This window comes from Allobosea sp. TAF32 (assembly GCF_052113585.1).
GTDB lineage: Bacteria > Pseudomonadota > Alphaproteobacteria > Rhizobiales > Beijerinckiaceae > Allobosea.
Map to the genome: position 1 here is coordinate 173,281 of NZ_JBFRDM010000005.1, position 26,174 is coordinate 199,454.

The 26,174-nt window shown below is 66.4% G+C and carries 24 protein-coding genes; 10 read left to right on the top strand and 14 right to left on the bottom strand.

Going from position 1 to position 26,174, the window contains the following annotated elements; genetic code table 11:
- Nucleotides 1-10: 10 nt before the first annotated feature.
- The 5 genes from AB4Z16_RS12590 to AB4Z16_RS12610 form a co-directional block, all read right to left on the bottom strand.
- Nucleotides 11-1,996: an AMP-dependent synthetase/ligase gene (locus tag AB4Z16_RS12590; RefSeq protein ID WP_441511866.1), complete on the bottom strand. Its 1,986-nt coding sequence runs from the start codon at nucleotides 1,994-1,996 to the stop codon at nucleotides 11-13.
- 331 nt (nucleotides 1,997-2,327) lie between these two features.
- Nucleotides 2,328-2,633, bottom strand: coding sequence for a hypothetical protein (locus tag AB4Z16_RS12595; protein WP_441511688.1), 306 nt, complete (start codon nucleotides 2,631-2,633; stop codon nucleotides 2,328-2,330).
- 79 nt (nucleotides 2,634-2,712) lie between these two features.
- Entirely contained in the window at nucleotides 2,713-2,919 is a 207-nt protein-coding gene (locus tag AB4Z16_RS12600; RefSeq protein WP_441511689.1) for a hypothetical protein, read from the bottom strand.
- Nucleotides 2,920-2,999: 80 nt separating this feature from the next.
- A complete protein-coding gene (locus AB4Z16_RS12605; RefSeq protein ID WP_441511690.1) occupies nucleotides 3,000-3,674 on the bottom strand; it encodes a Crp/Fnr family transcriptional regulator in 675 nt (224 codons plus the stop codon).
- Nucleotides 3,675-3,841: 167 nt separating this feature from the next.
- The gene (locus AB4Z16_RS12610) at nucleotides 3,842-7,399 is read right to left on the bottom strand and encodes an indolepyruvate ferredoxin oxidoreductase family protein (protein ID WP_441511691.1); all 3,558 of its coding nucleotides are present in this window, start codon (nucleotides 7,397-7,399) and stop codon (nucleotides 3,842-3,844) included.
- Between the two features lie 315 nt (nucleotides 7,400-7,714).
- Between AB4Z16_RS12610 and AB4Z16_RS12615 the strand changes: the two genes are divergently transcribed.
- Entirely contained in the window at nucleotides 7,715-8,359 is a 645-nt protein-coding gene (locus AB4Z16_RS12615) for a DUF1007 family protein (RefSeq protein ID WP_441511692.1), read from the top strand.
- Nucleotides 8,350-9,372 carry a nickel/cobalt transporter gene (locus AB4Z16_RS12620; RefSeq protein WP_441511693.1) on the top strand — a complete coding sequence of 341 codons (1,023 nt, stop codon included), beginning with the start codon at nucleotides 8,350-8,352 and terminating at the stop codon, nucleotides 9,370-9,372. Before AB4Z16_RS12615 ends, AB4Z16_RS12620 begins: the two co-directional genes overlap by 10 nt.
- A 107-nt stretch (nucleotides 9,373-9,479) precedes the next feature.
- Here the strand turns inward: AB4Z16_RS12620 and AB4Z16_RS12625 are convergent, their stop codons facing one another.
- The 5 genes from AB4Z16_RS12625 to AB4Z16_RS12645 are packed head-to-tail and all read right to left on the bottom strand — an operon-like array spanning nucleotide 9,480 to nucleotide 13,934.
- Complete coding sequence (locus tag AB4Z16_RS12625) at nucleotides 9,480-9,863, bottom strand: nitrile hydratase accessory protein (RefSeq protein ID WP_441511694.1); 384 nt, start codon at nucleotides 9,861-9,863, stop codon at nucleotides 9,480-9,482.
- Nucleotides 9,850-10,509 (bottom strand): nitrile hydratase subunit beta, encoded by a 660-nt coding sequence (nthB, locus tag AB4Z16_RS12630; RefSeq protein WP_441511695.1) that lies wholly within the window; start codon nucleotides 10,507-10,509, stop codon nucleotides 9,850-9,852. The genes AB4Z16_RS12625 and nthB overlap by 14 nt, the downstream gene beginning before the upstream one ends.
- Complete coding sequence (gene nthA / locus AB4Z16_RS12635; RefSeq protein ID WP_441511696.1) at nucleotides 10,506-11,132, bottom strand: nitrile hydratase subunit alpha; 627 nt, start codon at nucleotides 11,130-11,132, stop codon at nucleotides 10,506-10,508. The genes nthB and nthA overlap by 4 nt, the downstream gene beginning before the upstream one ends.
- A gap of 12 nt (nucleotides 11,133-11,144) precedes the next feature.
- Nucleotides 11,145-12,341, bottom strand: coding sequence for an amidase (locus AB4Z16_RS12640; protein ID WP_441511697.1), 1,197 nt, complete (start codon nucleotides 12,339-12,341; stop codon nucleotides 11,145-11,147).
- A 3-nt stretch (nucleotides 12,342-12,344) separates the two neighbouring features.
- Nucleotides 12,345-13,934 carry a gamma-glutamyltransferase family protein gene (locus tag AB4Z16_RS12645; protein ID WP_441511698.1) on the bottom strand — a complete coding sequence of 530 codons (1,590 nt, stop codon included), beginning with the start codon at nucleotides 13,932-13,934 and terminating at the stop codon, nucleotides 12,345-12,347.
- Nucleotides 13,935-14,335: 401 nt separating this feature from the next.
- Here AB4Z16_RS12645 and AB4Z16_RS12650 point away from each other — a divergent pair, with 401 nt between their 5' ends.
- Nucleotides 14,336-14,575 (top strand): hypothetical protein, encoded by a 240-nt coding sequence (locus tag AB4Z16_RS12650; protein ID WP_441469324.1) that lies wholly within the window; start codon nucleotides 14,336-14,338, stop codon nucleotides 14,573-14,575.
- 106 nt (nucleotides 14,576-14,681) lie between these two features.
- Here AB4Z16_RS12650 and AB4Z16_RS12655 read toward each other — a convergent pair whose 3' ends face one another.
- The 3 genes from AB4Z16_RS12655 to AB4Z16_RS12665 all read right to left on the bottom strand — a co-directional run bounded on the left by AB4Z16_RS12655 (nucleotide 14,682) and on the right by AB4Z16_RS12665 (nucleotide 18,386).
- A complete protein-coding gene (locus AB4Z16_RS12655; protein ID WP_441511699.1) occupies nucleotides 14,682-15,077 on the bottom strand; it encodes a DUF1850 domain-containing protein in 396 nt (131 codons plus the stop codon).
- Nucleotides 15,044-17,344, bottom strand: a complete 2,301-nt coding sequence (locus AB4Z16_RS12660) for a TRAP transporter permease (protein WP_441511700.1) — start codon at nucleotides 17,342-17,344, stop codon at nucleotides 15,044-15,046. The genes AB4Z16_RS12655 and AB4Z16_RS12660 overlap by 34 nt, the downstream gene beginning before the upstream one ends.
- 73 nt (nucleotides 17,345-17,417) lie before the next feature.
- Nucleotides 17,418-18,386: a TAXI family TRAP transporter solute-binding subunit gene (locus AB4Z16_RS12665; protein ID WP_441511701.1), complete on the bottom strand. Its 969-nt coding sequence runs from the start codon at nucleotides 18,384-18,386 to the stop codon at nucleotides 17,418-17,420.
- Between the two features lie 227 nt (nucleotides 18,387-18,613).
- On the opposite strand from AB4Z16_RS12665, the gene AB4Z16_RS12670 reads away from it, so the two are divergent.
- Nucleotides 18,614-20,248 (top strand): OpgD/OpgG family glucan biosynthesis protein, encoded by a 1,635-nt coding sequence (locus tag AB4Z16_RS12670; protein WP_441511702.1) that lies wholly within the window; start codon nucleotides 18,614-18,616, stop codon nucleotides 20,246-20,248.
- Here the strand turns inward: AB4Z16_RS12670 and AB4Z16_RS12675 are convergent.
- Nucleotides 20,227-21,093 carry a hypothetical protein gene (locus AB4Z16_RS12675; protein WP_441511703.1) on the bottom strand — a complete coding sequence of 289 codons (867 nt, stop codon included), beginning with the start codon at nucleotides 21,091-21,093 and terminating at the stop codon, nucleotides 20,227-20,229. The two genes, AB4Z16_RS12670 and AB4Z16_RS12675, sit on opposite strands and share 22 nt — an antisense overlap.
- 13 nt (nucleotides 21,094-21,106) lie before the next feature.
- Between AB4Z16_RS12675 and AB4Z16_RS12680 the strand changes: the two genes are divergently transcribed.
- The 6 genes from AB4Z16_RS12680 to AB4Z16_RS12705 all read left to right on the top strand — a co-directional run bounded on the left by AB4Z16_RS12680 (nucleotide 21,107) and on the right by AB4Z16_RS12705 (nucleotide 26,173).
- The gene (locus tag AB4Z16_RS12680; RefSeq protein WP_441511704.1) at nucleotides 21,107-21,253 is read left to right on the top strand and encodes a hypothetical protein; all 147 of its coding nucleotides are present in this window, start codon (nucleotides 21,107-21,109) and stop codon (nucleotides 21,251-21,253) included.
- Nucleotides 21,254-21,266: 13 nt separating this feature from the next.
- The gene (gene aztA / locus AB4Z16_RS12685) at nucleotides 21,267-22,001 is read left to right on the top strand and encodes a zinc ABC transporter ATP-binding protein AztA (protein ID WP_441511705.1); all 735 of its coding nucleotides are present in this window, start codon (nucleotides 21,267-21,269) and stop codon (nucleotides 21,999-22,001) included.
- Between the two features lie 186 nt (nucleotides 22,002-22,187).
- The gene (locus AB4Z16_RS12690; RefSeq protein ID WP_441511867.1) at nucleotides 22,188-23,018 is read left to right on the top strand and encodes a metal ABC transporter permease; all 831 of its coding nucleotides are present in this window, start codon (nucleotides 22,188-22,190) and stop codon (nucleotides 23,016-23,018) included.
- A 36-nt stretch (nucleotides 23,019-23,054) separates the two neighbouring features.
- Entirely contained in the window at nucleotides 23,055-24,014 is a 960-nt protein-coding gene (locus AB4Z16_RS12695; protein ID WP_441511706.1) for a metal ABC transporter substrate-binding protein, read from the top strand.
- Between the two features lie 174 nt (nucleotides 24,015-24,188).
- Nucleotides 24,189-25,151: a CobW family GTP-binding protein gene (locus AB4Z16_RS12700; protein WP_441511707.1), complete on the top strand. Its 963-nt coding sequence runs from the start codon at nucleotides 24,189-24,191 to the stop codon at nucleotides 25,149-25,151.
- 14 nt (nucleotides 25,152-25,165) lie between these two features.
- The gene (locus AB4Z16_RS12705; RefSeq protein WP_441511708.1) at nucleotides 25,166-26,173 is read left to right on the top strand and encodes a WD40 repeat domain-containing protein; all 1,008 of its coding nucleotides are present in this window, start codon (nucleotides 25,166-25,168) and stop codon (nucleotides 26,171-26,173) included.
- The last annotated feature ends 1 nt before the right edge of the window (nucleotide 26,174 follow it).

Below are 26,174 nucleotides of genomic sequence, written 5' to 3' on the forward strand. Positions count from 1 at the left end.
GGCTCCGCGTTCATGCCGCCTTCGCCGCTGCCGGCGCCTCCTGCACGGCCACCGGATAGATCTTGGCGTCGCGCACCTTGACGCGGGCCGAGATCACGCCCTTGCGGCCGTCCTCGAAGGTCACTTCCGTGGAGATGTCGGCGGCGTCCGAGCCGTCGTAGAGCGCGGTGACCAGCGGCGCGTAGCGCTCGGCGATGAAGCCGCGCCGGACCTTCTGGGTGCGGGTCAGCTCCCCGTCATCGGCGTCAAGTTCCTTGTGCAGAATGAGGAAGCGCTTGATCTGGGCGCCGCCCATCATCGGCTCGCTGGCGAGTGAGCGGTTCACCTCGTCGACGTGCTTGGAGATCATGTCGTAGACGAGGTCGTGCCCGGCGAGCTCCTGATAGGACGCATAGACCACGTTGTTGCGCTCGGCCCAGTTGCCGACGGCCGTGAGGTCGATGTTGAGCGCGACGGTGGCGTAGTCGCGGCCCTGGCCGAAGGCCACGACCTCCTTGATGTTCGGATAGAACTTCAGCTTGTTCTCGATGTATTTCGGCGGGAAGAGGTCGCCGCTGTTGAGCTTGCCGACGTCCTTGGCGCGGTCGATGATCTTCAGGTGTCCGCCCTCGTCGAAGAAGCCGGCATCGCCGGAGCGGACATAACCGTCGGCGGTCATCGTCTCCGCGGTCTTGTCCGGGTCCTTGTAGTAGCCGCCGAAGATTGAGGGCGAGCGGTAGAGCACCTCGCCATTGTCATCGATGCGGATCTCGACCAGCGGCGCGGGCTTGCCGACCGTATCGGCTTTGATCTCGCCATTGGGTTGCATGGTGATGTAGACGCCGGCCTCGGTCTGGCCGTAGAGCTGCTTCAGGTTGACGCCGATCGAGCGGTAGAACCGGAAGAGCTCGGGGCCGATCGCCTCGCCAGCCGTGTAGCCGACCTTGATATTGGTCAGGCCGAAGCGGTTGCGCAGCGGGCCGTAGACCAGCATGTCGCCGAGCCGGTAGAGCAGGCGGCCCTTCAATGGCACGCTCTCCCCGTTCAGGATCTTCTCGCCATAGCGCTTCGCGACGTCGAGGAAGTAGTGGAACATCCGGCGCTTCAGCGCGCCGGCATCCTCCATGCGCACCATGGTGATGGTCAGCATGTTCTCGAAGACGCGCGGCGGGGCGAAGGCGTAGGTGGTGCCGACCTCGCGGCGGTCGTCGATGACGGTTTCCGGGCCTTCCGGGCAGTTGACGCAGAAGCCGGCCAGCATCGCCTGCGCATAGGAGAAGACGTGGTCGCCGACCCAGGCGATCGGCAGATAGGCGATGACCTCGTCGCTCTCGTTGAGCCCGTCGAAGCCGCAGCCGATCTCGGCGGCGACGATGACGTTGTAGTGGCTCAGCATCACGCCCTTGGGCCGCCCGGTGGTGCCGGAGGTGTAGAGGATGATGCCGAGGTCGGCGCCCTTGCCTTGCTCCATCTCGCGGGCGAGCGCGGCCTCGACTTGGGGATCCTGCAGCGCCTTGGCGCCGGCCGCGATCACCGTCTCGATGGCGTGGAGCTTGCTGTGGTCGTAATCGCGCAAACCCCGCGGCTCGTCATAGAGCATGTGCCTGAGATGCGGCAGGCGGTCGGCGATGGAGAGCAGCTTGTCGACCTGCTCCTGGTCCTGCACCACGGCGAAGACTGCCTCGGCATGGTCGAGGACATAAGCCATCTCCTCGGCGACGCCGTCGGCATAGACCGGCACCGGGATCGCGCCGATCCACTGCGCGGCGCACATCGACCAGTACAGCTTCGGCCGGTTGTAGCCGATGATCGCGACCTTCTCGCCGCGTTTCAGCCCGAGATCCTGCAGCCCCTTGGCGAAGTTGCGGACATGGGCAGCCACCTCCGCCCAGTTCCAGGACTGCCAGATGCCGAGGTCCTTGTGGCGGAAGGCGACGCGCGAAGCGCGCTCCTTCGCGTTGCGCAACAGCAATTTCGGAAAGGTATCCGCCTGGCCGGCGGTGCCGCTTGCCACGATTGCGTTCTCCCTGACGAGCCGCCATGCGTCGTGGCGACTTCCTGTGAGCCGGTTCCCGGTCTCGTTGTCATGCAAGAGTTGCAGCCGGGCACGATCTTCGCAAGGAGGCGCTTGACAGACAATTCGCCTTTTTGTGAATATTGTCCCGCCGAGGTTTGATCATTGGCGCACTGCGCCGGTTTTCGCTCGGATTTCCTTCTTGCCGCTATGGATTTTGGGCTGTTGCCGCACGGCGTGGCGACGTGATCCTGTGCCTGGGACGAAAGTCTTACGCAAAAAACGGCCCGCAACTCGGGTGAGCTGCGGGCCGATCGAGACCTTGGCGAAGCGGTCAGTAGCGGTAATAGTGGTTCCGGCGGTAGCCGTGGGCCGGAGCATGCGGCGGCGGCCCGCCATAGCGCCGGCCGTAGTGGTGGCCGCGATCATAGCCGCGGCCGTGACGGTAAGAGTCGCGCCTGTGGTGTCGCTCCATGTTCCGCTGGATTTCCCATTCGCGGTGTTCGCGGGTGTGGCGGGTATATTCGGCGGGCAGCCGGTTCAGCGCCTCGGCCTGTGGAATGGAGTGCGGTGCGGCGCTGGCCGGCGTGGCCGCGATCGCAGCCAGAGCGAGGCCGGCGGCCATCAAAATTCTACGCATGGTCGTCTCCTTCAGTCGATGTGCCTCATTGGACCTAGAACGGACCCAATGCAGCCTGAACGGGCAGGTTGGCTGCCGTTCAGAAAGGCCCTCGCCTCCCGGCTTGGACGCGGCGCGGCGTCCCCGGGCTTGCACGGCGATCGACACTCACTTTGACCGGCTGGAGGATTTGGAAGGGGTCGGCCCAATCGCCCCAGACTCGCCGGGCGATGTCCGATTGAGCGGCGGCGTATTCAGCCGCCTGGTCGTTGACCCGCTTCATGAACAGATCGAAGAAGCCAAACATCTCGAAACTTCCTTTCTCAGCACAGGGCTGTTCGGGAAAGGCAACGCGCGAGATGCGATTTGGTGCCCTTTCGAGAACCCTCAACCTTCGTAGCGGGCGAGCTTGTCGAGGTCGCGGATGGTAATGCTGCCATGGCCCAATTCGATCAGGCCGAGATCGGCGAGCTTGGCCAGGCCCTGATTGGCCATCTGGCGCGAGATGCCGGCGAGCATGCCGAGCTCCTCCTGCGAGATCGCCAGCGTGCGGCCGAGATCGGGATAGAGGATCGGGTTGAACAGCCAGGCGAGGTTGCGGGCGAGGCGGCCGGTCGAATCGAGAGTGCGCTCTGTCTCGGCGAGCGAGATGAACTGGGCGAGGCGCTCGTTGAACTGGTGGACGAGGAAGCGGTTGAAGGCTGCCGAATGCTCGAACAGCCAGAGAAAGGTCGACCGGCGCATCAAAGCGATCCGGGACTCGCGCAGCGCCACCAATTCGTAGCGGCGCGGTTCGGCCTTGATCACAGTACCCTCGCCGAACCAGGCACCGGCGCGCAGGCCGGCAAGCGTGGCGGATTTGCCGGATTTGGAGGTGGTCGCCATCTTGACCAGCCCTTCGGCCACGCCGGTCCAGGATTCCAGCCGGTCCCCGACATGGCAGATCGAGGCGCCCTTGCCATAGCTCTTGAAGGAGATGCCGCGCCGCGCCTCGTCGAACTCGTCGTCCGACAGGTCATGGGACCATGAGGCGATGGCGCGCAGTTCCTCGGGGCTGATCAAGGTGGCGGTGATCCGGGTTGGCGAGAGATAGGCTTCGGGCGGCGTGGCGTCATTCTTGGGCGAAGCGAAGCGTAGACTCGAGAATCTCCTTCAGGAAGAGGCTCCTGAGCCTTCCTGTCACGAGATGCTCGGGTCAAGCCCGAGCATGACGAAGCGGAGCGTTGCGGCTATTCCGCCGCCTGCGGCAGGGCTGATGCGCTGTTTCCCTCGCGCAACTGCTTGAGCAACACAGCCTCCTCGGCCTTCGCCGCCTTCAGATGCCGCTCCTTGACGTGGCCGAAGCCGCGAATCTTCTCGGGGATGGCGGCGAGCGCGATGCAGAGCGCTTGGTTCGCGGGCGAAAGCCGCGTCAGCAGCTCGTTGAGCAGAACCTCGTAGTCGGCGATCAGCCCGCGCTCGATGCGGCGCTCTTCAGTGTAGCTGAAGAGATCGAAGGCCGTACCGCGCAGGCGCCTGAACTTCGCCAGTACGGAAAAGGCGCCCATCATCCAGGGGCCGAAGCTCATCTTGCGCGGCAGGCCCGTGTTGGGGTCGCGCCTCGCCAGCAAAGGTGGCGCGAGATGGAACTCATAGCGCAGCGGCTTGCCGTGATTTCCTTCTGCTTCAAAGGTCGCGGCGACCTGCTTGCGGAAGGCGCCGTCGCTGTAGAGCCGGGCGACTTCGTACTCGTCCTTAAAGGCCATCAGCTTGAAGAGGTTGCGGGCAACGGCCTCGCTGAGAGTGGTCTGGCCAGGTGTGACCGCCGCTTCCCGCGTCTGCGCGCGGGCGACGAGATGCCGGTAGCGCGCCGCATAGGCCGCATTCTGATAGGCGGTGAGGAAGGCGACGCGGCGCTCGATGATCTCGTCGAGCGTCTGCGAAAGCTGGCGGGCCGGTGTCGCCGCCTTGCTTTGCGAGAGGAGCCCGGCCAGCGCCTGCGGATCATGCGCGGCGCGGCGGCCGAGTTCGAAGGCCTTCCGGTTCATGGCGACGGCTTCGCCGTTGAGTTCGATCGCCCGGAGCAGCGCTTCGCGAGAGAGCGGGACGGCGCCGAGCTGCCAGGCATGGCCGAGCATGAACATGTTGGCGGCGATGGCATTGCCGAGGAAGGCCACCGCAGCGGCGGTGGCGTCGAGGAAATGCGTCTGGTCGCGGCCGGCAGCCGACAGGATCGCGCGCTTCAGCCGCTCGGTCGGCAAAGAGAAATCGGCGTTGCGGGTGAAATCGCCCGGCAGGCTCTCGGCGGTGTTGACGATGACCGTGCCGCGCTCGGGGCGGATCGCGCCGAGCACCTTCTTCGAGCCGGTGACGGTGAGGTCGCAGCCGAGGACGAGGTCGGCCTGGCCGGCGGCGACGCGGATGGCGTGGATGTCGTCCGGATGCGGCGCGAGCTTGACGTGGCTGAAGACGGCGCCGCCCTTCTGGGCGAGGCCGGCCATGTCGATCATGCCGCAGCCCTTGCCTTCGAGATGAGCGGCCATGCCCAGGATCGCGCCGATGGTGACGACGCCGGTGCCGCCGACGCCGGTCACGATCACCGCGAAGCTGCGGTCGAGCGCCGGTACGACAGGCTCGGGCAGTTCGGTCTCGCCGAGCGCCGAGGCGCCGAGCCTGAGCGGATCGGCCTTTTTCGGCTTGGCGCCATGGACCGTGACGAAGGACGGGCAAAAGCCCTTCACGCAGGAAAAGTCCTTGTTGCAGTTGGACTGGTCGATCTGGCGCTTGCGGCCGAATTCGGTTTCGAGCGGCTGCACCGAGACGCAGTTCGACTGCACGCCGCAATCGCCGCAACCCTCGCAGACGAGTTCGTTGACGATCACGCGCTTGTCCGGATCCGGGTAGGCGCCCCGCTTGCGACGGCGGCGCTTCTCGGTGGCGCAGGTCTGGTCGTAGAGCAGCAGCGAGACGCCGGAGACCGTGGCGAGTTCGCGCTGGACGGCGTCGAGCTCGTCGCGGTGGTGGAGCGTCGTGCCGGCCGGCCATTGCGTGCCCGGCGGATATTTGCCGGGATCGTCGCTGACGACGGCGATGCGCTTCACGCCTTCGGCCGCGACCTGCCGCGCCATCTGGTCGGGCGAGAGATGGCCTTCGGCCTGCTGGCCGCCGGTCATGGCGACGGCGTCGTTATAGAGCAGCTTGTAGGTGATGGTGACGCCGCTCGCGACCGCCCAGCGGATCGCGAGCGAACCGGAATGGGTGTAGGTGCCGTCGCCGAGATTCTGGAAGACGTGGCCACGCTTCGAGAACGGCGCTTCGCCAACCCAGTTCGCGCCTTCGCCGCCCATCTGGGTGAAGCCCGCGGTGTCGCGGTCCATCCACTGCACCATGTAATGGCAGCCGATCCCGGCATAGGCGCGCGAGCCCTCGGGCAGCACGGTCGAGGAATTATGCGGGCAGCCCGAACAGAAATAGGGCGTGCGCTTCGCGATCTCCTGCGCCTCGGCGAGGCGGCCTTGCGCCTTGGCGATCTCTTCCAGCCGTGCGCGCAGGGCGGGATCGTCGCGATATTGGAGCAGGCGCCCGCCCAGCGCGATCGCGATGTCGTTGGGGTCGAGCGCACCATGGACCGGGAACAGCCAGTCGCCCTTCTCGTCCTTCTTGCCGACCACCATCGGCTGGTGCTTGGCGCCGTAAAGCTCTTCGCGGACCTGCACCTCGATCAGCGAGCGCTTCTCCTCGACCACCATGATCAGGTCGAGTCCCCTGGCGAAGCTTTTCAGCTCGGCCGGATCGATCGGCCAAGGGCAGGCGAGCTTGAACAGGCGGATGCCGAGATCATTGGCGCGGACCTCGTCGATGCCGAGATCGGCCAGCGCCTGCTGCACGTCGAGATAGGACTTGCCGACGGTGGCGATGCCGATGCGTGGTTTCTTCCCGCCATGGCTGACGATGCGGTTCAGCTTGTTGGCGCGCAGATAGGCCAGCATCGCATCGCGCTTGTAGAGATGCATCCGGCGCTCCTGCTCGACGAAATCGAGCTCGCGGCGGATGGCGAGGCCGCCGGGCGGCGGGACATAGTCAGTCGGCGTGACAATCTCGACGCGATCGAGCGCGCCGTCGATCGAGGCGGTCGATTCGATGTTGTCCTTCACGCATTTGATGCCGACCCAGACCGAGGCGAAGCGCGAGAGCGCGATGCCGTGCAGGCCGTAATCGATGATCTCCTGCACGCCAGCCGGGTTGAGGATCGGCATCATCCGATCGACCAGCACGAACTCGGTCTGGTGGGCATTGGTCGAGGATTCCGCCGTATGGTCGTCGCCCATCAGGCAGATCACGCCGCCCTTGGGGTCGGTGCCGGCCATGTTGCCGTGGCGGAAGACGTCGCCGGAGCGGTCGACGCCCGGCCCCTTTCCGTACCAGAGCGCGAAGACGCCATCATGCTTGCCTTCGCCGCTCAGGCCGGCCTGTTGCGTGCCCCAGATCGCGGTGGCGGCGAGGTCTTCGTTCAGGCCGGGCTGGAAGACGATATTTGCCGCGTTGAGGGGTTTCGCCGCGCGCATCAATTGCTGGTCGAGCCCGCCGAGCGGGGAGCCGCGATAGCCGGAGACGAAGCCGGCCGTGTCGAGTCCGGCCTGCCGGTCGCGCTCGCGCTGCATCAGCAGCATGCGGGCGACTGCCTGCGTGCCGGTGAGGAAGACCTCACGCTTGTCGAGATCGTATTTGTCGTCGAGCGCGACGCTGCGCAGTCCGATCTGGCGCAGCGCTGCCGCCTCGGTGCCGGATTTACGCGGTATCTCGGCCATGCTCGGCCTCCCGGATCGTCGTTCCCGCCGACGGGCCGGTAGTCCCGGCCTCATGCTTCGCCGTCTTTGCGGCAAATATGTCAGTGATGCTGACATATCGACCGGAGGCGGTCAATTGATCTGGTATCATTCCAGTTTTCGCGGCGGGGTCCAATGGGCTTGTGGGAGCGGCCGCTGCGCGTCCCTCGGGAAGCGCCGCGATTTGGCCCTGTTTGGCGGGGATGGCTGTTGCGGTTGTCGCACGCCCGTCACGGCTGTTGACGATCGCTTAACCATGATCCACCCAGCGTGCCGGGACTGTGGAGGTTTTTGCCTGTGACGTGCCGTGCCCGTCTGACAGCCCTGTCCGGGTTTCTGCTGGCCGCCCTCGTGGCGGGCGAGGCGGCTGCGCATCCGCATGTCTTCGTCAATGCGAAGGCCGAAATCGTCTTCGCGCCCGATGGCTCGGTCCAAGCGATCCGGCATCACTGGAGCTTCGACGAAGCTTACTCCGCCTACATCACCCAGGGGCTCGACAAGAATGGCGACGGCAAGCTGAGCTCGGACGAGCTCGCCGATCTCGCCAAGATCAATGTCGAATCGCTGCCCGATGTCGAGTTCTTCACGGCAGCCAAGCTCAATGGCCGCAAGCAGGAATTCGGCACGCCGGGCGAGCAGGTCATGTCCTTCGACAACAAGGTGCTGACGCTGGTCTTCACCTTGCCGCTGAAGACCCCGGCGAAGGCGCGCTCCTTTGGTATCGAGATCGGCGACCCCACTTACTTCGTCGCCTTCGACATCGTCGATGCGCCGGATGCGGTCGTCACCAAGGGCGCGCCGCACGGTTGCGTCGTGCGGGTCAACCGCCCGCCCAAGCTCGACGATGCCACGCAGAAGCGCCTCGCCGAGGCCGACATCACCGCGACACCGGATGTCGGCGGGCTCGAAGTCACGACACGGGCGCTGGTCGCATGTCCCTGACGCCTGCGGATACTGCGCGTCCCGCGGGTGCGGCGATCTCGCGGCGGCTTCTGGCATGCGCGCTGGCGCTGCTCCTGGTCGCGGGGGTGGTTACGCTGCTCGCCATGCTGATCGCGAGCGTGAGCCCGCCGCCCCCGCCACCACCGCGCAACCCGTTCGGCACGGCTCTGCCGCGTGAAGCGCTGCCGTCCACGACCGGATTCGGCGCATTGCTGATCGCCTGGCAATCGAGCTTCTACCGCGAGTTGACGGCGGCGCTGAAGGCGATCGCGACTGCGCCGGGCGCGCTCTGGGGGCTGCTTGGGCTTTCGTTCGGATATGGCGTCTTCCATGCGGCGGGGCCGGGACATGGCAAGGCGGTGATCTCCGGTTACATCGTCGCCGACAACCGCAGCCTGAAGCGGGGCCTGGGCCTGAGCTTTGCCGCCGCGATCCTGCAGGCGCTGGTCGCCATCGCGATCGTGACGGTGGCGACGCTGCTGCTGCGGGTCACTGCGACGCAGATGAATGCCGCGACCACCGTGATCGAGCAAGGTAGCTTCCTCCTGGTGGCGCTGGTCGGGCTTTTGATGCTCTGGCGCAAGTCTGGAGCCTTGATCGCACTTGAGGCAGGCGCGGCACATGATCCGGCGGCTTGCGACCATGTCCATATGCCGGATGCCGATCAGGTGTCGCGGCTCAGCGGCTGGCGGGACATGGCCGGCGTCGTGCTGGCGGCGGGCTTGCGCCCCTGCGCGGGGGCGCTGATCATCCTCGTCTTCGCAGCCTCGCAGGGACTGTTCTGGGCCGGCGCGGCAGCGAGTTTCGCCATGGCGCTGGGCACCGCAATCACGACCGGAGCACTCGCGGCCTGCGCGGTCTTCTTCAAATTCGCGGCACTGAAATTCGCTGGCGGCGGCAGCCTGCGTTCGGCCCGGCTGCTTGCTGGGCTCGAACTTCTCGCCGCCGCCTTCGTCGCCGTGCTGGGCACGGCGCTTTTCACCGGGCTCTGGCTCGGCGGGATGGGGAGCTGAGGGGTTAGCGTCATTCTCGGGCGGAGCGAAGCGCAGACCCGAGAATCTTGTGACCAGAGGACACTGGTTTCCGAGATACTCGGGTCAAGCCCGAGCATGACGGCGAACTAACGCAGCGGGTCATTCTCCAGCAGGATCGGCTTTCCGTGCGGCGTCGCCTCGGCGGCGCGGGCCCAGGCGGCGGCGAGCGCGTCGACGCCGTCATGGGAGGTCAGGCCCTTCTCGATCAATAGATGCTCCAGCGCCTCGCACCAGCGCTCGTAATAATCCGAGCCGTCGCGGCAACCGCCGGCCGCCAGCGCTTCGCGGATTTCCGCGCCGAGCGCCTGCGCCCATTCATCCGCCGTGAAGACGCCCCTGTTCTGGAGGGCCACGACGAGGGCAAAGGCTTGGGCCTGCCAGGGTTCGGCGAAGACCGGGCCTTCGGCATCGCGGGGGATCGGGGTGGCGGCGGCGAGAGCCGCCGCCAGATCGGTCTCAGGCCGGCTCAAGATAGCTCTCCCAGGCCTCGATGCTGACGGTGGAGGTCGGGTCGGCGTCGCGGCCCCAGAGCTCCGGACCGGTGAACACTACTGTGTAGAGCCACTGCGCCGTCTCGGGCAGGCCCTGCGAGCCGGTATCGGGGAAGACGTGGCAGCCGACGATGCGTTCGATCGCGCCTTCCTTGCCGCGGGCATAGCGCGGCAGGCGGGTATGGTGCTGCGGATGCATCACGATGGTGCGGACCTTGTCGCCCACGGCGAAGCGCGCCGGCGCTGCGGCCTCGCGCTCATAGGGGAAGCCGCGGCGCAGGACGCCGGCGACCTCCTCGCCCTTGAGCACGCGCTTGGGCTCGCGGCGTTCGGGTGCCGGCTTGCCGCTGGCGAGCTCGTCGGCGCTCAGGAAGCGGTGCTTGACCAGCACCTTGTCGAGCGCGGCGAGCCAGATCTCGTAATAGGTCGAGGAAAGATATTGTGCGGGTGGCAGGCTTTCGCGGGCGTGGCGGATCTCGTCGATTGTCCAGGCGCCCATCGCGCCGGCCGCGACATTGATGGCGAGCACGCGCTTTTCCCAGTCGCCATGGAAGACCGGCTCGTTCGGCTCGGGAACGACCGGGCCGAAGGCCATCTGGCCGCCGAGATCATGGGCGCTGTTCATGCGGCGTCCTCCACCTTCGGCAGACCGGTGCCGATCATCGAATCGCGCGTGACGATGCCGGCGAGCTTTTCCTCGCTCCAGCCCTCGGTTCCGGCGGGGCGCATGGGGATGACGATGAAGCGGGTCTCGGCCGTCGAATCCCAGACGCGGATGCGCTGGCCCTCTGGCAGCGTCACGCCGAAATCGGCGATCGTGCCGCGCGGGTCGATCACGGCCTTGGCGCGGTAGGGCGGGGATTTGTACCAGACTGGCGGCAGCCCCAGCACCGGCCACGGATAGCAGGAGCAGAGCGTGCAGACGATGAGGTTGTGCTGCTCGGGCGTGTTGAAGCAGGCGACGATATGCTCGCCGCCGCGCCCGCCATAGCCGAGTTCGGCCGCTGCCGCCGTGCCGTCCGCCTTCAGGCGCTCGGCGAAGGCCGGGTCGGTCCAGGCCTTGGCGACGATGCGGGCGCCGTCGCGAGGGCCGATCTTGGTTTCGTAGGTGTCGATGATGGCGTCGAGCGCGGCCGGGTCGACATAGCCCTTCTCGACCATCAGCGTTTCCAGCGCCTTCACCCGCGCTTCGATGGCGGTGAAGTGGTTGTCGTGGTGGTCGTGATCGTGGTGGTGATGTCCGCCCATGGCGAAATCCTCTCAGGCGATCCGGATGCGTGCGGCGCGTTCGTAGCGTACCGCGAAGGCGACGAGCGAGCGATCGGAACCTTTCGGGCCGATCAGGGACAGGCCGAGCGGCGCGCCCTCGCGCTGCGCCACCGGAATCGTGACCTGCGGGAAGCCCGACAGGCCGGAGAGGCAGAGCAGCCGCAGTGCACGGTTGCGGAAATCCTCCAGCTCCGCCTCTTTCGCCGCGATCAACGGGGCGATGTCAGGCATGGTCGGCAGGATCAGCACGCCGTCCCGGCCGAGAAGGCGCGTAAGCCTGGCGCGGAAGGTTTTGCGGGTCGCTTCGCCACGCGCATATTCGGCGTCGGTCACCGCTTTCGAGAAGATGAAGCGCTCCTTCACTCCCGGCCCCAGCGGCGGGGCGAAGCGCTCGATCATGGCGCCGTCCGACAACCAGGCTTCGCGGCCCTGGATCCAGCGGAAGGCCCAGTAGAGCGCGTCGAGATCACGGACGAGCTTGACGCCTTCGGGCTGGCCAAGCTCGGGAATCGTGCGCTGCACGACATTGCGCAAGATCGTCTCGGCCTCGGGGATGGCCTGGGCGAACATGTCGTCGGCGATGATGAGGCGCGGGGTTTCCGGCAGCTCGGTCCGATCCAGATCGAACAGCGTGTTGGAGACACGGGCGAAGACCTCGCCGTCGCGGGCGAACCAGCCGGGCGTGTCGAGGCTCTCCGCCAGCGGCCAAACCCGCTTCAGCGAAAGCCGGCCATGGGTCGGGCGGATGCCGAAGAGGCCGCCATAGCTCGCGGGCGCCCGAACCGACCCGCCGGTGTCTGAGCCCAGGGCGATATCGACGAGGCGCCCAGCCACCGCCGCCATGGAGCCGCAGGAGGAGCCGCCGGTGATCCGCTCCGGCGCTGCCGGATTGATCGGCGAGCCGAAATGCGCGTTCTGGCCGTTGAGAGAGAAGGCGAGTTCGTCGGTGTGGGTCTTGCCGACGAAGCGGGCGCCGGCCTGAAGCAGGTCCTTCACGATCGGCGCCGTCTTCGTCTTGATGCCGGACTGCGCCAGCACCAGCGGCGAACCCGCCCCCGTCGGATAGCCCTTGACGTCGAAGAGGTCCTTCACCCCGAGCGTCAGCCCGGCAAGGGGCCCTGCGACGGCATGCTTCACCGGCGCATCGGGATAGGGAACGAAGCAGCGAAACGGATCGTCAAAGGTCATGCGTCAGATCCCCCTTGCATCGCCGTCCGAACGCGGGTCGTGCACCGCCTCGACATGGCCCTTGGCGTGCTTCACCAGCATGCCGGCATGGCCGAAGCCCTCGGAATAGGCCAGGCCGCTCTCCTCGACGGGATGCCCGGCGGCATCGAGCCGTTCCAGCAACGAGGAATCGAAGCGGCTCTCGAATTTGAGACTGGTGGAGCCGGCGCCCCAGGTCTTGCCGAAGAGCCAGCGCGGCGCATCGACCGCCGTGGCGAGGTTCTGGCCGGCGCGGTAGCGGGTCAGGATCTGCGCCTGGAACTGGGGCTGGCCGTCGCCGCCCATCGAGCCATAGGGCAGGATGCGCCCGTCGCCGAAGCGGGCGAAGGCCGGGTTCAGCGTGTGGAAGGGCTTGCGGCCGGGCCTCAGCGGGTTGGCGGCATTCCTGTCGAGCGAGAACGAGACGCCGCGGTTCTGCCAGTGGATGCCGGTCATCGGCAGTACGCAGCCGGAGCCGTATTCCCAGTAGATCGACTGGATATAGGAGACGGCGAGGCCCTTACCGTCGATGGCGCCCATCCAGATCGTGTCGCCGTCGCCATTGCGCAGCGGCAGCTTGGCCGCCCGCCTCCTGTCGACGGCTGCCGCCTCGCGCATGAGCACGGCATCGGTGAGGAAGTCGGCGGGCGGATGATCGAGCTCGGCCGGGTCGGTGACGTAGCGGTCGCGGATGGCGAAGGCGCGTTTCGTCGCCTCGATCAGACCGTGATGATGCTCGAAGCTGTCGAGCTTGGTGGCGCCGAGCCGTTCGAAGATGCCGAGGATCATCAGCGAGGCCAGCCCCTGCGTCGGTGGCGGCAGGTTCGAAACGGTGAGGCCGGGCAGCTTCAGCGTCAGAGGCGCGACGCTCCGCGCGCGATAGCGTGCGAGATCGGCGCGGGTGACCGGCGCATCGATGCGTTCGAGGTCGGCGGCGATCTCGCGGCCGACATCGCCGCGATAGAAATCGTCGAGCCCGGCATCGGCGAGCTGTTGCAGGGCGGCGCCGAGCGCTTCCGGCCTGCGGCGGGCGCCGGGCTTGGGAGGGGCGCCGTCTACCCAGAAATTGGAAACGAAGCCAGGCGCGGCCTTCAGGGCTTCCAGCTCGTTGGGCTTGTTGCCGAGCTCGGACTCCGAAACCGCGTAGCCCTCGCGGCAATGGCTGACAGCGTCGGCCAGCAATTCGCGGAGCGGAAGGCGCCCCCCGAGCGAGCGCGAGAGATCGAGCGCAAGCTGCCAGCCGCCGACGGCGCCCGCAACGGTGAGCGCCGCTTCCGGCCCGCGCGAGGGAATGGCGTCGTAGCCCTTGCCGCGGTAGCGTTCGATCGTGGCGAGAGAGCCGGCCGGGCCGCAGGCCTCGATGCCGTGCAGGCGGCCGCCCGGCTCATGCACCAGCCAGAAGCCGTCGCCGCCGATCGCGTTCATATGCGGGTAGACTACCGCGATCGTCGCGGCCATGGCGACCATGGCCTCGATGGCGTTGCCGCCCTCGGCGAGAATGGCCCGCCCCGCTTCGGAGGCGAGGCGGTGAGGCGCTGCCACGGCGGCGGAGGCGAAGACAGGCGTATCCAGCATCAGGGCTTTTCAAGCTCCGGAATCATGCCCATCTGCGGGCTAGAGGCTGTTATGAACCATGGAAGGGGATTTGACGCAGGCGATTTTGCGCGAATGCAAGGAGTTCGAGGACGCAAGCCTTTCGGCTTGCTACGAAGAACGACGTTGCAGTCGCGCAAAAGCGGCGCGCCCTGCGGGTGAGGTGAAAACGGCAGAGCTGCAGCGTCCCATCGCTTGCCGATACCAGCGGTATCGGCGGCGCAATGCTCCTCCCATCTCTGCCGTTTTGACCTCATCCAATCCCCTTCCATGGTTCATAACAGCCTCTCGGAGCGCGAATTTGTTGCATGGGGCGGCAAGCTCCGCTAGGTGCCTAGGGCGCATGGCGGCGTGAGGCGGCCTGCGCGTGAAGGAAGGACAGCATGGCCGGACGGCATATGAACTGGCGCAACCTGATCATGGTCTCCTCGTTCGGGATCCTGATCGCCGTCGAGCTCTTCGGCGTGGCGCTGGCGGCCGGCTGGGCGCTGGCTGGCCTGTTCGATCTCGGCGCCATCTTCGAATACATCATGATGGCGATCTTCTCGGTCTTCGCGGCCTACGGTCTGCTCAACCTGATGCGGCGGATGCTCAAGATCGAGCACCTGACCGAGGTCGACTGAGACAGCGTCATGCTCGGGATCGGCCTGAGCATCTCGGAAACCAGAGCCTTCCCGTCCTGATGTTCTCGGGTCTTCGCTCTGCTGCGCCCGAGAATAACGGTGCCGTTCAATCGCAAATCTTCAACGTGACCGGGTCGGCCTCGGCAGGCATGTAGTCTCCCATGGAACGGCACCGACCGGCGCTGCAGAGGCGCCAGTCGGCGGTCGCGCCCGAACGGCGCATCACCACCTCCTTCTGCGGCGGCAGAGCCGGGCGCCAGCGCCAGAAGCCGTCGATCAGCTTCGCGCCGTCGGGCGGGTCCATGCCGGCCCCCGAGCCTTCGATGCGGGCCTCGACGATTTCGAGCCCGGCGGGCGTTTCCCGCCAGACCTCCTCCCACAGCGTCTTCTGCACCGAATGGCGCCAGCCCAGCGTGATTTCGCCGCGGCCGAGCACGACGACGAGCGCGCCGGCCGCGAGGCACAGGCTCATGCGATGGCAGGTGCGCCGCGCGCGCGCCATAGATGCTGGCCGATCATCAATGCCGCGAGCGCAAAGCCGACCTCGTCGGTGACCGGCAGGGCCAGAACGAGGGATAAGGCGGCTGCGGCGGACAGCAGCCGCTCCCACACCACCAGATCGCGTTTCATGAAGCCGATCGTGGCCGCGCCCCATAGGAAGATGGCGAGCAGCGCCTTGCCGATGATGTAGGTAGCCGCGCCCGTATAGGCTAAGCCGCTCAGGCCCTGCACCGGCTGCAACATCAGGGCGGGGTCGTAGACGGCCATGAACGGGATCACGAAGCCGGCCATTGCGATCTTGATAGCCTGGAAGCCGATCTTGAAGCCGGACTCCTTGGCGATCGGTGCCGCCGCGAAGGCGGCAAGCGCGACCGGCGGCGTCAGATCCGCCATGATCCCGAAATAGAAGACGAACATGTGGCTGACGATCAGCGGCACGCCGAGCTTGAGCAGGATCGGCGCGGCCAGCGAGGAGGTGATGATGTAGTTCGGAATCGTCGGGATGCCCATGCCGAGGATCAAGCTGACGACCATCGTCAGGATCAGCGCGAGGAACAGCGAATCCCGTCCGACAGCGACCACCGCATTGCCGAAGATCGTGCCCACACCGGTGAGGGTCATCGTCCCGATGACGATGCCGACGATCGCGCAGGCGACGCCGACGGGGATCGCCTGACGCGCGCCATCGGCCAGCGCCTCGCGGCAGGCTGCGACCGTCTCCGCGCCGCCCTTGCTGAAGAGGTTCGCAAGGATGAGACCGACGACCATCGCGACGATGACGAGGATGCCGTACCAGAAGAACAGCCCGCAGAGCAGGCCAAGCCCGACCCAGAACAGCACGCGCACGGCGACCGGCCCGATGCCCAGCGCAAACGAGCCGCCGAGGATGAGGACGACGGTGAGCGCAAGGCCGACCGAACCCGAGAAGAGCGGCGTGTAGCCTGCGAAGAGCAGGTAGACGAGCACTGCGAGCGGCAGGATCAGATACCATTTCTCGGTCAGGGCCTTGCCCGCGCTCGGCAATGCCGAGCGGGGCATGCCGATAAGCCCCCGCTTGCCGGCTTCGAGATGCACGGCGAGGAAGGCCGCGGCGTAGTAGAGGATGGCGGGGACGATGGCGGCCTGGACCACGGCGGCATAGGGCACGTCGATGGTCTCGGCCATGATGAAGGCGACGGCGCCCATCACGGGCGGCATGATCTGGCCGCCCATCGAGGCCGTCGCCTCGACGCCGCCGGCGAAGGCGGCGCGATAGCCGAAGCGCTTCATCAGGGGAATCGTGAACTGGCCGGTCGAAACGACGTTGGCGACGCCGGACCCCGAAATCGTGCCCATCAGCGCCGAAGAGAAGACCGCGACCTTGGCCGGGCCGCCGCGGGCGCTGCCGAACAGGCCCATCGCGACGTCGGTGAAGAGCTGGATCATGCCCGCCCGCTCCAGGAATGATCCGAACAGGATGAACAGGAAGATGAAGGTCGCCGAGACGCCGGTCGGCGTCGCGTAGATGCCCTCGGTGCCGAACGACATATGCTCGATCACCTGCTCCAGCGAGTAGCCGCGGTGGTTCAGCGGCGAGGGCAGGTAGTTGCCGAGCAGGCAATAGGCGAGGAACAGGCCGGCGACGATCGGGAGGGCCGGGCCCATGAAACGCCAGCAGATCAGGAAGAGGACGGCGATCGCGGCGATGCCTACAACGAGATCGGCCTGCGTGACCTCGCCGGCGCGGGCGACCAGATCCTCGTAGAAGAACCAGTGATAGAGGCCGATGCCGAAGCCGGCGATGGCCAGCGCCCAGCCAATCGCTGCGCTCATGCGCGAATGGCTCTTGTGCTGGGCAAGCAGGCCGCCAGCCACCAGGCAGAGCATCCCGACATGAAGGGTGCGCAGGATCTGGTTGGGCACCGAACCGCCGAACCGCGCGAGCAGTTCGACGACGACCGCCATCGGAATCCAGGCCAGCAGCATCTCGGCCCAGGCCCTGCCGCGTGCGGCCTGGGCCAGGATCGCGACGAACCAGAGAACGATGGTGGCGCGCAGCAGATCGATGATGTCGACGCCGGCAAAGCGATGATCGAGCGGGACGTTGAAGGCGGTTGCGATCTGGAAGAGCGAGAACGCTACCGCGATCCAAAACAGCAGGCGTCCGGGCCAGCCCGGGCCGAAGCCGGGCGGCAGGCCGTGCTCGGGATCGACGATCGGCTGCTGCGTCTCGACAGGGACGCCGCCGGTATCCGGCACGACCAGGGGCTTATGCTTGTCTTCGCTCATGCGCTGGGTCCACCCGCCAGACAAAAGGGCGAGGCCCCGAGGCCCCGCCCGCGACTACGGCTTTTCAGGCGGCTCAGGAGCCGACCTTCAGGCCCTTTTCCTTGAAGTACCTCGCGGCGCCCGGATGCAGCGGGATCGGCATGCCTTCCAGCGCGGTTTCCAGCTTGATCGCCTTGCCGGCCGCATGAGCGGCGGCGAGGTCGCCCAGATTCTCGTACATCGCCTTGGTCATCTGGTAGACGAGGTCTTCCTTCACGCCCTCATGCGTCACAAGGTAGTTGACGACCGCCGCGGTCTGAACCGGCGCGCTCTGGCCGGTATAGGTATTGGCCGGGATGGTCGCCTTGATGAAGGGAGAACCCGCCTTGTCGACCGTCGCGGCCGGCACCTCCACGACTGTGATCTCGACGGAGGTTGCGAGGTCGCGCAGCGAAGCGACGCCGAGCCCGGCCGATTGCAGGGTGGCGTCGAGCTGGCGGTTCTTCATCAGCTCGACCGACTCGGCGAAGGGCAGGTACTCGATCTTGCCGAGATCCTTGTAGGTGATGCCGGCGGCGGCGAGGATGGCGCGGGCATTGAGCTCGGTGCCGGACTTCGGCGCGCCGACCGAGAGGCGCTTGCCCTTGAGGTCGGCCAGCGTCTTGATGCCGCTATCCTTCGAGGCGACGATCTGGACGTAGTTCGGATAGATCGCGGTAACGCCGCGCAGCTTCTTCAGCGGTGCCTTGAAGCCGGCTTCTTCCTCGCCCTTCCAGGCGGCATCGAGCGAATCGCCGAGGGTGAAGGCTATCTCGCCCTTGCCCTGCTGCAGCAGCACGAGATTCTCGACCGAGGCCTTCGTCGCTTGAACGGTCGGCCGGGTGCCGGGGACTTTCTCGCCGTAGATTTTCGAGAGCGCGACGCCCATCGGATAATAGACGCCGGAGGTGCCGCCGGTCAGGATGTTGACGAATTCCTCGGCGCGAGCGGCCGCGGGAGCCGCAGCTATGAGGACGGCGGCGGCGAAGCCGGCCAGACGATTGTTGCGGAACAGTGCTTTCATGACATCTCCCTGAACGTCGCTTCGGCTCATCCGGCCGATTGATCGCGTTTTTAGAGCACGGTGCCGACGAAAGGGAAAGCTCAACCGGGTCTGCCGCGTTCCGTCTTTAGCCCAAGCCCGCGGACTGGTTTCGCCATGATCGGCTGCCTATCTCTGGGGTTGCACCGGCGCCCGCCCTCCTGGGGACGGGGGCCGGTGCATCCGAGCAACGAGCTGACAGGAACGACATGCACGACCGTGCCGAGCAGGGTAGCAGCCAGGGGCCTCGCCTCGACCGACGGACTCTTCTCGCAGGTGCGGGTGCCACGGCGACGCTGGCGGCGTTGGGGTTCACGCCAGAGGCGCTGGCTCAGCAAGGGCTCAAACTTGGAGAGGCCGAGGATTTCACCTTCGAGGTGTTGAAGGTGCGGGCGAAGCAGATGGCCGCGCAGGCTTACCAGCCGCCGCCGAGCCCGCGGCCGGACGTGCTGCAGCGGATCGATTACGACGCGCACGGCAAGATCAGGTTCAAGCCGGAGATGGCGCTGTGGGCGAACGGACCGTCGCCCTGGCCGGTGACCTTCTTCCATCTCGGCCGCTATTTCCAGAAGCCGGTGCGGATGCATGTCGTCGAGGCTGGCCGAGCGCGCGAGATCATCTACGACGAGAGCTATTTCGAAATGCCGGCCGACTCGCCGGCGCGCGGGCTGCCGACCGGGGCCGGTTTCGCCGGCTTCCGCTTCCAGGAAAGCCGCAGTGGCCATCCCGGCCGCAAGGGCGAGACGCTCGACTGGAAGAAAAACGACTGGGTCGCCTTCCTCGGCGCGTCCTATTTCCGTGCCATCGGCGAGCTCTATCAATACGGCCTCTCGGCGCGTGGCCTCGCCATCGACCCGGCAGTCGCCGGCCGGTCGGAGGAATTCCCCGACTTTACCCATATCTGGCTGGAGACGCCCAAGGACGGCGCCGAATATGTCACTGTCTATGCGCTGCTCTCGGGGCCGAGCGTGGCGGGCGCCTATCGCTTCCGCATGCATCGCGGCAAGGGCGTCACCATGGAGATCGAAACCTCGATCCATCTGCGCAAGGATGTCGAGCGGCTCGGCATCGCGCCGCTGACCTCGATGTTCTGGTATTCCGAGACGTTGAAGCCGACGGCGATCGATTGGCGCCCGGAGGTCCATGATTCCGACGGGCTTGCGCTCTGGACGGGGCCGGGCGAGCGCGCCTGGCGGCCGCTCAACAATCCGCCGCGCACCATCGCCTCGGCCTTCGTCGACAACAATCCGCGCGGCTTCGGGCTGATGCAGCGCGATCGCGAAGCCGAGCACTATCTCGACGGCGTATTCTACGAGCGCCGCCCGAGCCTCTGGGTCGAGACGGAAGGCGAGTGGGGCAGGGGCTCCGTCCAGCTGATCGAGATCCCGACCGATGACGAAATCCACGACAACATCGTCGCGATGTGGGTGCCGGAGGCCTCGGCTAGAGCAGGCAGTTCGTACAACTACCGCTACACGCTGCACTGGCTCGCCGACGAACCGTTTCCGACGACGCTCGGCCGGGTTGTCGCGACACGGCTGGGAAATGGCGGCCAGCCCGGAACAGCGCGCCCCAAGGGCGTGCGCAAGTTCATGGTCGAGTTCCTCGGCTCGGCGCTGGAGACGATCCCCTTCGGGGTGAAGCCGGAGGTGGTGCTTTCGGCCTCGCGCGGCAGCTTCTCCTACATCTTCGCCGAGGCGATGCCCGACGATATCCCCGGCCACTGGCGCGCCCAGTTCGATCTTGCCGTGGGCGGCAGCGAACCGGTCGAGTTGCGCTGCTATCTCAAGGCCGGCGAGACGGTGCTGACCGAGACTTGGCTCTACCAGTATCTCCCGTTCTGAGGAACGGTGCCATCCAGCAGGCGATAGACATGCGCCCCGGCGATCGCAATGCCGACAACGACCCCCTGGCTCGCGACACCCGCGAAGGTGAGCGGATAAATGTAGGCGTCGCCATCGGCGACATCCATGCCGCCTGTCATGGCGATCATGATTCCGACTATGCCCGCCATTGTCGCGGCCACCGGCAAGGCGACGACCGCCAGGAGCCGCCATGTCAGGCCGCCCGTTCTCGCGATGGATTGAGCGAGCCCTAGATCCTGCCTTCCGAGCGCGAGGGCGCTGAACGCCAGCGTCGTCCTCAGTAGCAGCCAACTCAACACTATCGCGAAAACCAACTTCGCAACCATGATGACGGGAGATGTCGGGACGCTGCTTGAAATCACCAACATGATCGAGAGCGCCACGATGTTATAAGCGCCATATCGCAGGCTCGCGACTGAAGGCGCGCCGATCCGGAAATCCACAGCCCTCCCGGAGACGACCTCCCGTATTGCGAGGAGGCAAAGGGGCAGCCATAGGATCGCCGACAAAACACTCAGCAGCCACGACGCCCCGAAATTCTGGAGCGATGGCGCGTCCTGCCCGGCCAAATCCACCAGCACGAGCCGATAGTTGATCGGGATCGCACATATGGTTGCAACCAGAACCATCAAGGGATGGCGCAGCGGAAAGCGCAAGAGATCACGCAAGGTCGCGCCCGCGACCAAAAGCACTGGCAACGTCATGATAAGCCCCCCGGCCCGATGAGAACAAATAAAGTACAAAATTTTGCCCAGTGCAAGCGCCTTTGCCGTGATTTCGTGGAGGCCATGCCGGCTGCCATTGCTTTGCGCGTAATGTAACATTATACCAGTGCGCATGCCGTCGCAGAACCATGATCACTCCCATGCCGTGGCGATCGGGCCCGGTTTTTCGCTGCTGCGGATGTCCGCGCCGGCGCGGCTGGGGCTTGCCGGGTTCGTCGTCGCCTTGCTGTGGCTGGCGACGCTGGCCGTGATCCTTTGATCGAGTAGCGTTGATGTCCGCCATTCGCCTGAACGACCTGACGCTGGGCTATGACCGCCATCCGGCGGTGCATCACCTCTCCGGCGAGATCGAGGCCGGGAGCCTGACCGCCATCGTCGGGCCGAACGGGGCCGGCAAATCCACCTTGCTCAAGGGCATCGCAGGCGCACTCGCGCCGCTGTCCGGCGGTGTTGCGCTCGCCAAAGGCAAGAGGCTCGCCTATCTCCCGCAATCGGCCGATCTCGACCGCTCCTTCCCGATCCATGTCTACGACCTCGTCGCCATGGGGCTGTGGAACCGGGCGGGCATCTTCGGCCGCATCGGCGCAGGGGCCGCGCACAAGGTCGAGCATGCCATCGCGGCTGTGGGCCTGACCGGCTTCGAGCGCCGGCCGATCGGCACGCTGTCCGGCGGGCAGATGCAGCGGGCGCTGTTCGCGCGGCTTCTGCTGCAGGACGCCGAAATCATCCTGCTTGACGAGCCGTTCACCGCCATCGATGCGCGTACCACTGCCGATCTGCTGGAACTGGTGCAGCGCTGGCATGGCGAGAGCCGCACGGTCGTCGCCGTGCTGCACGATATCGAAACGGTGCGGCAAGCCTTTCCGCGGACGCTGCTGCTGGCGCGCGAGGTCGTCGCCTGGGGCGAGACCGGCGCGGTGCTGACGCCAGAGAACCTGCTGAAGGCGCGCCGCATGGTCGAGGCTTTCGACAGCCACGCTGCACCCTGCCAACGCGACGCAGCGTAAATGATCAAGCCCTCACCCTGAGGAACAGCCTTCGGCCTGCGTCTCGAACGATGCTCCAGTCCACGCTGAAACTTCCTTCGAGATGCCGCTTCGCGGCTCCTCCGGACGAGGGCTGAGGAAACAGACGGAACAGGCGCACCCGTGCTCTACGATCTCCTCATCGGCCCCTTCGCCGAGTTCGACTTCATGCGCCGCGCGCTCGTCGGCGTGACGGCGCTGTCGGTCTCCGGCGCGCCGATCGGCGTCTTCCTGATGCTCCGGCGCATGAGCCTGACCGGCGATGCCATGGCCCATGCGATCCTGCCCGGAGCGGCGCTGGGCTACCTCGTCGCCGGCTTCTCGCTGCCGGCAATGACGATCGGCGGGCTCGCGGCCGGCTTTGCGGTGGCTCTCGCCGCTGGCGCTGTGGCGCGCGCGACGGTGTTGAAGGAGGACGCCTCGCTCGCCGCCTTCTACCTGATCTCGCTGGCGCTCGGGGTCACCATCGTCTCCCTGCGCGGCTCGGCGATCGACCTGCTGCACGTCCTCTTCGGCAATGTGCTCGCGCTCGACGACGGCGTGCTGATCCTGCTCGCCGGTGTCGCGACCGTTTCGCTCACGGCGCTGGCGGCGCTCTACCGGCCGCTGGTGCTGGAATGCGTCGATCCCGGCTTCCTGCGCTCGGTCAGCCGCTCCGGCGGATTCGTGCACCTGACCTTCCTCGCCCTCGTCGTGCTCAACCTCGTCGCCGGCTTCAATGCGCTCGGCACGCTGCTCGCCGTCGGCATGATGATGCTGCCGGCCGCGGCCGCCCGCTTCTGGACGGCCGACATCACCCGGTTGCTGCTGCTGGCGACCGGATTCGGCATCGTCGCGGGCTATGCCGGGCTGGTGGTGTCCTATGCGGCGGGCTCGAGCCTGCCGGCCGGGCCGGCGATCATCCTGGCCGCCGGCGTGCTCTATCTGCTCTCGCTCCTGCTGGGGTCGCAGGGCGGTCTTGCGCGGCGCGCCTTGATCCGGCCACATCTCGAACGCTAGAAACGTTATATCGTTTCAATTCGAGCGGAGACTTTCATGCCCAGCCGTCGCAGCCTTGCCGCCTATCTGTTCGCGGGGCTCGCCCTCGCCACGCTGCCCGCCGCCGCTTTCGCGCAGGAGAACGCGCAGGGCACGAAGCTGCCGGTGGTGGCGAGCTTCTCGGTGCTGGCCGATTTCGTGAAGCAGGTCGGCGGCGAGCGGGTCAGCGTGACCTCGCTCGTCGGGCCGAATGGCGACGCCCATGTCTATTCGCCGACCCCGGCGGATGCGAAGGCCATCGCGGCGGCGAAACTCGTCTTCATCAACGGCCTGCATCTCGAAGGCTGGCTGCCGCGGCTGATCAAGTCGTCCGGCACGAAGGCCCCGCTCGTCACCGCTACAAAGGGCATCAAGCCGATCGAGGCGGCCGAGGAAGGGCACGAGGCCCGAGGATCCGGCAAAGGCGGGCACGACCACGGCCATGACGATCCGCATGCCTGGCAGAGCATCGCCAATGCCCGCGTCTATGTCGCCAATATCCGCGATGCGCTCGGCGCCGCCGACCCGGCCGGCAAGGCGAGCTATGACGCCAATGCCACGGCCTATCTCGCCAGGCTCGACGTGGTCGAGGGTGAGGTGAAGGCGGCGGTCGCGCGCATCCCGGCCGATCGGCGCCGGGCGATCACCACCCACGACGCCTTCGGCTACTTCATCAAGGCCTATGGCATCGCCTTCATCGCCCCCCAGGGCGTCTCGACCGAATCCGAGGCCTCGGCCAAGGATGTCGCCAGCATCATCCGCCAGGTGAAGGCGCAGAAGGTGCCTGCGGTGTTCCTGGAGAATATCAGCAATCCCCGCCTTATCGAGCAGATCGCGCGGGAGAGCGGCGCGAAGATCGGCGGCACGCTCTACTCCGATGCGCTTTCCGACGCCTCGGGCCCGGCGGGGACTTACATCGACATGATGAAGCACAATATAAGCGAGATCGAGAAGGCGCTCGCCGCCGGCCCGGCCTGAGAACCAAATCCGCAGGAACCACACCGTCATCCCGGACCAACCGCGTCAGCGGCGCCGATCCGGGATCCATCGAAGGGCGTTGCCGCGCTATGATGGATCCCGGCGCTTCGGCCGGGATGACGGACGCGGATTTGTTTTCGGTCCGGAATCGTTTTGAACGCAGCAGGTCAGACCATGTCCGAAAAAATCCCCGTCACGGTGCTCACCGGCTATCTGGGTGCCGGCAAGACCACGCTCCTCAATCGCATCCTGACCGAGGACCACGGCAAGAAGTTCGCCGTCATCGTCAACGAGTTTGGCGAGGCCGGCATCGATGGCGACCTCATCGTCGGTGCCGATGAGGAAATCTTCGAGATGAACAATGGCTGCATCTGCTGCACCGTGCGCGGCGACCTGATCCGCATTCTCGACGGGCTGATGAAGCGCAAGGGCAAGTTCGACGCGATCATCGTCGAGACCACCGGCCTCGCCGATCCCGCGCCGGTCGCGCAGACGTTCTTCGTCGATCAGGATGTCGGCGACGCCACCCGTCTCGACGCGGTGGTGACCGTGACCGACGCGAAGTGGCTGAAGGACCGGTTGAAGGACGCGCCGGAGGCGAAGAACCAGATCGCCTTCGCCGACGTCATCATCCTCAACAAGACCGATCTGGTGACGCCGGAGGAGCTCGCGGAGGTAGAGGCGGCGATCCGCGCCATCAACCCCTACGCCAAGCTGCACAAGGCCGAGCGCGCCAATGTCGATATCGCTGCTTTGCTCGACCGCAACGCCTTCGACCTCGACCGCATTCTCGACATCGAGCCGGACTTCCTCGAGGCCGGCCACCATCACCATCATGCCGAGGATGTCCGCTCGATCTCGCTGACCATTCCGGGCGAGGTCGATCCCGAGAAGTTCATGCCGTGGATCAACGACCTCACCCAGATCCAGGGACCGAACATCCTGCGCTCAAAGGGCATCCTCGCCTTCAAGAACGAGCCGCGCCGCTTCGTCTTCCAGGGCGTGCACATGATCCTGGACGGCGATCTGCAGCGTGATTGGAAGGATGGCGAGAAGCGCGAGAGCCGCCTCGTCTTCATCGGACGCGGTCTCAACGAGAACGAATTGCGCAGGGGGTTTGAAGCCTGCGCGGCCTGAGTTAAAGCCGCGTCATGACGACGATGACCCAACCCGTCTCGCTGCGCGAGCATGTCACTCCGATTGATGCGGAGGCGCATGTCGTCGCCGCCCGCTGGCTGAAACAGGGGCTCGCGCTCGCGCTTGCCGACGGGCGCGTGCTGCGTTGGCGCGACGGCGCGACCGACATGGTCGAGGCTCATGCGGGGGGCATCCTCTGCGCGACCGGCGATGGCGAAAGGCTGATCTCGGGCGGCGATGACGGGCGCGTCGTCGCGACCCGGATCGAGGGCGAGCCGGAGGAGCTGGCGAAAGACCCCAAGCGCCGCTGGATCGACGCGATCACGCTTACGGCCTCGGGCAATCTCGCCTGGAACACCGGCAAGACCGTGCATGCCCGCGACGAGAAGGGCCGCATCCGCACGCTGGAAGCGGCGAGCACGCCGCAGGGCTTGGTCTTTGCGCCGAAGGGCTACCGCCTGGCCATCGCCCAGATGAACGGCGTCTCGCTCTGGTATCCCAACACCGAGGCGAAACCCGAGTTCCTTGAATGGAAGGGCTCGCATCTCGACCTCGCATGGTCGCCGGATGGGCGTTTCGTCGTCAGCTCCATGCAGGAGAATGCGCTGCATGGCTGGAAGCTCGGCGACAAGCCCGGCCATATGAGGATGACCGGCTATCCGGCCAAGCCCCGCTCGCTGTCATGGTCGCATGACGGGCTCTGGCTCGCCTCCAGCGGGGCGGACGGCGCGATCGTCTGGCCGTTCCAGGGCGATGGGCCGCAGGGCAAGGCGCCGCGCGAATGCGGCGTGCGCCGCGCCCGCGTCACCCGCGTCGCGTTCCATCCGGGCGCTCTGGTGCTGGCGATCGGCTATGACGATGGTTGCATCCTGCTGGTCCGACTGACCGACGGTTCCGAATTGCTGGCGCGGCCCGCGGAGCGCGACAGCGGCATCAGCGCTTTCACCTGGGACAAGGCCGGCAAGCGGCTCGCCTTCGGCGCCGAGGACGGTGCCGCCGGCGTGCTCGTTCTGCCGAGCTGAG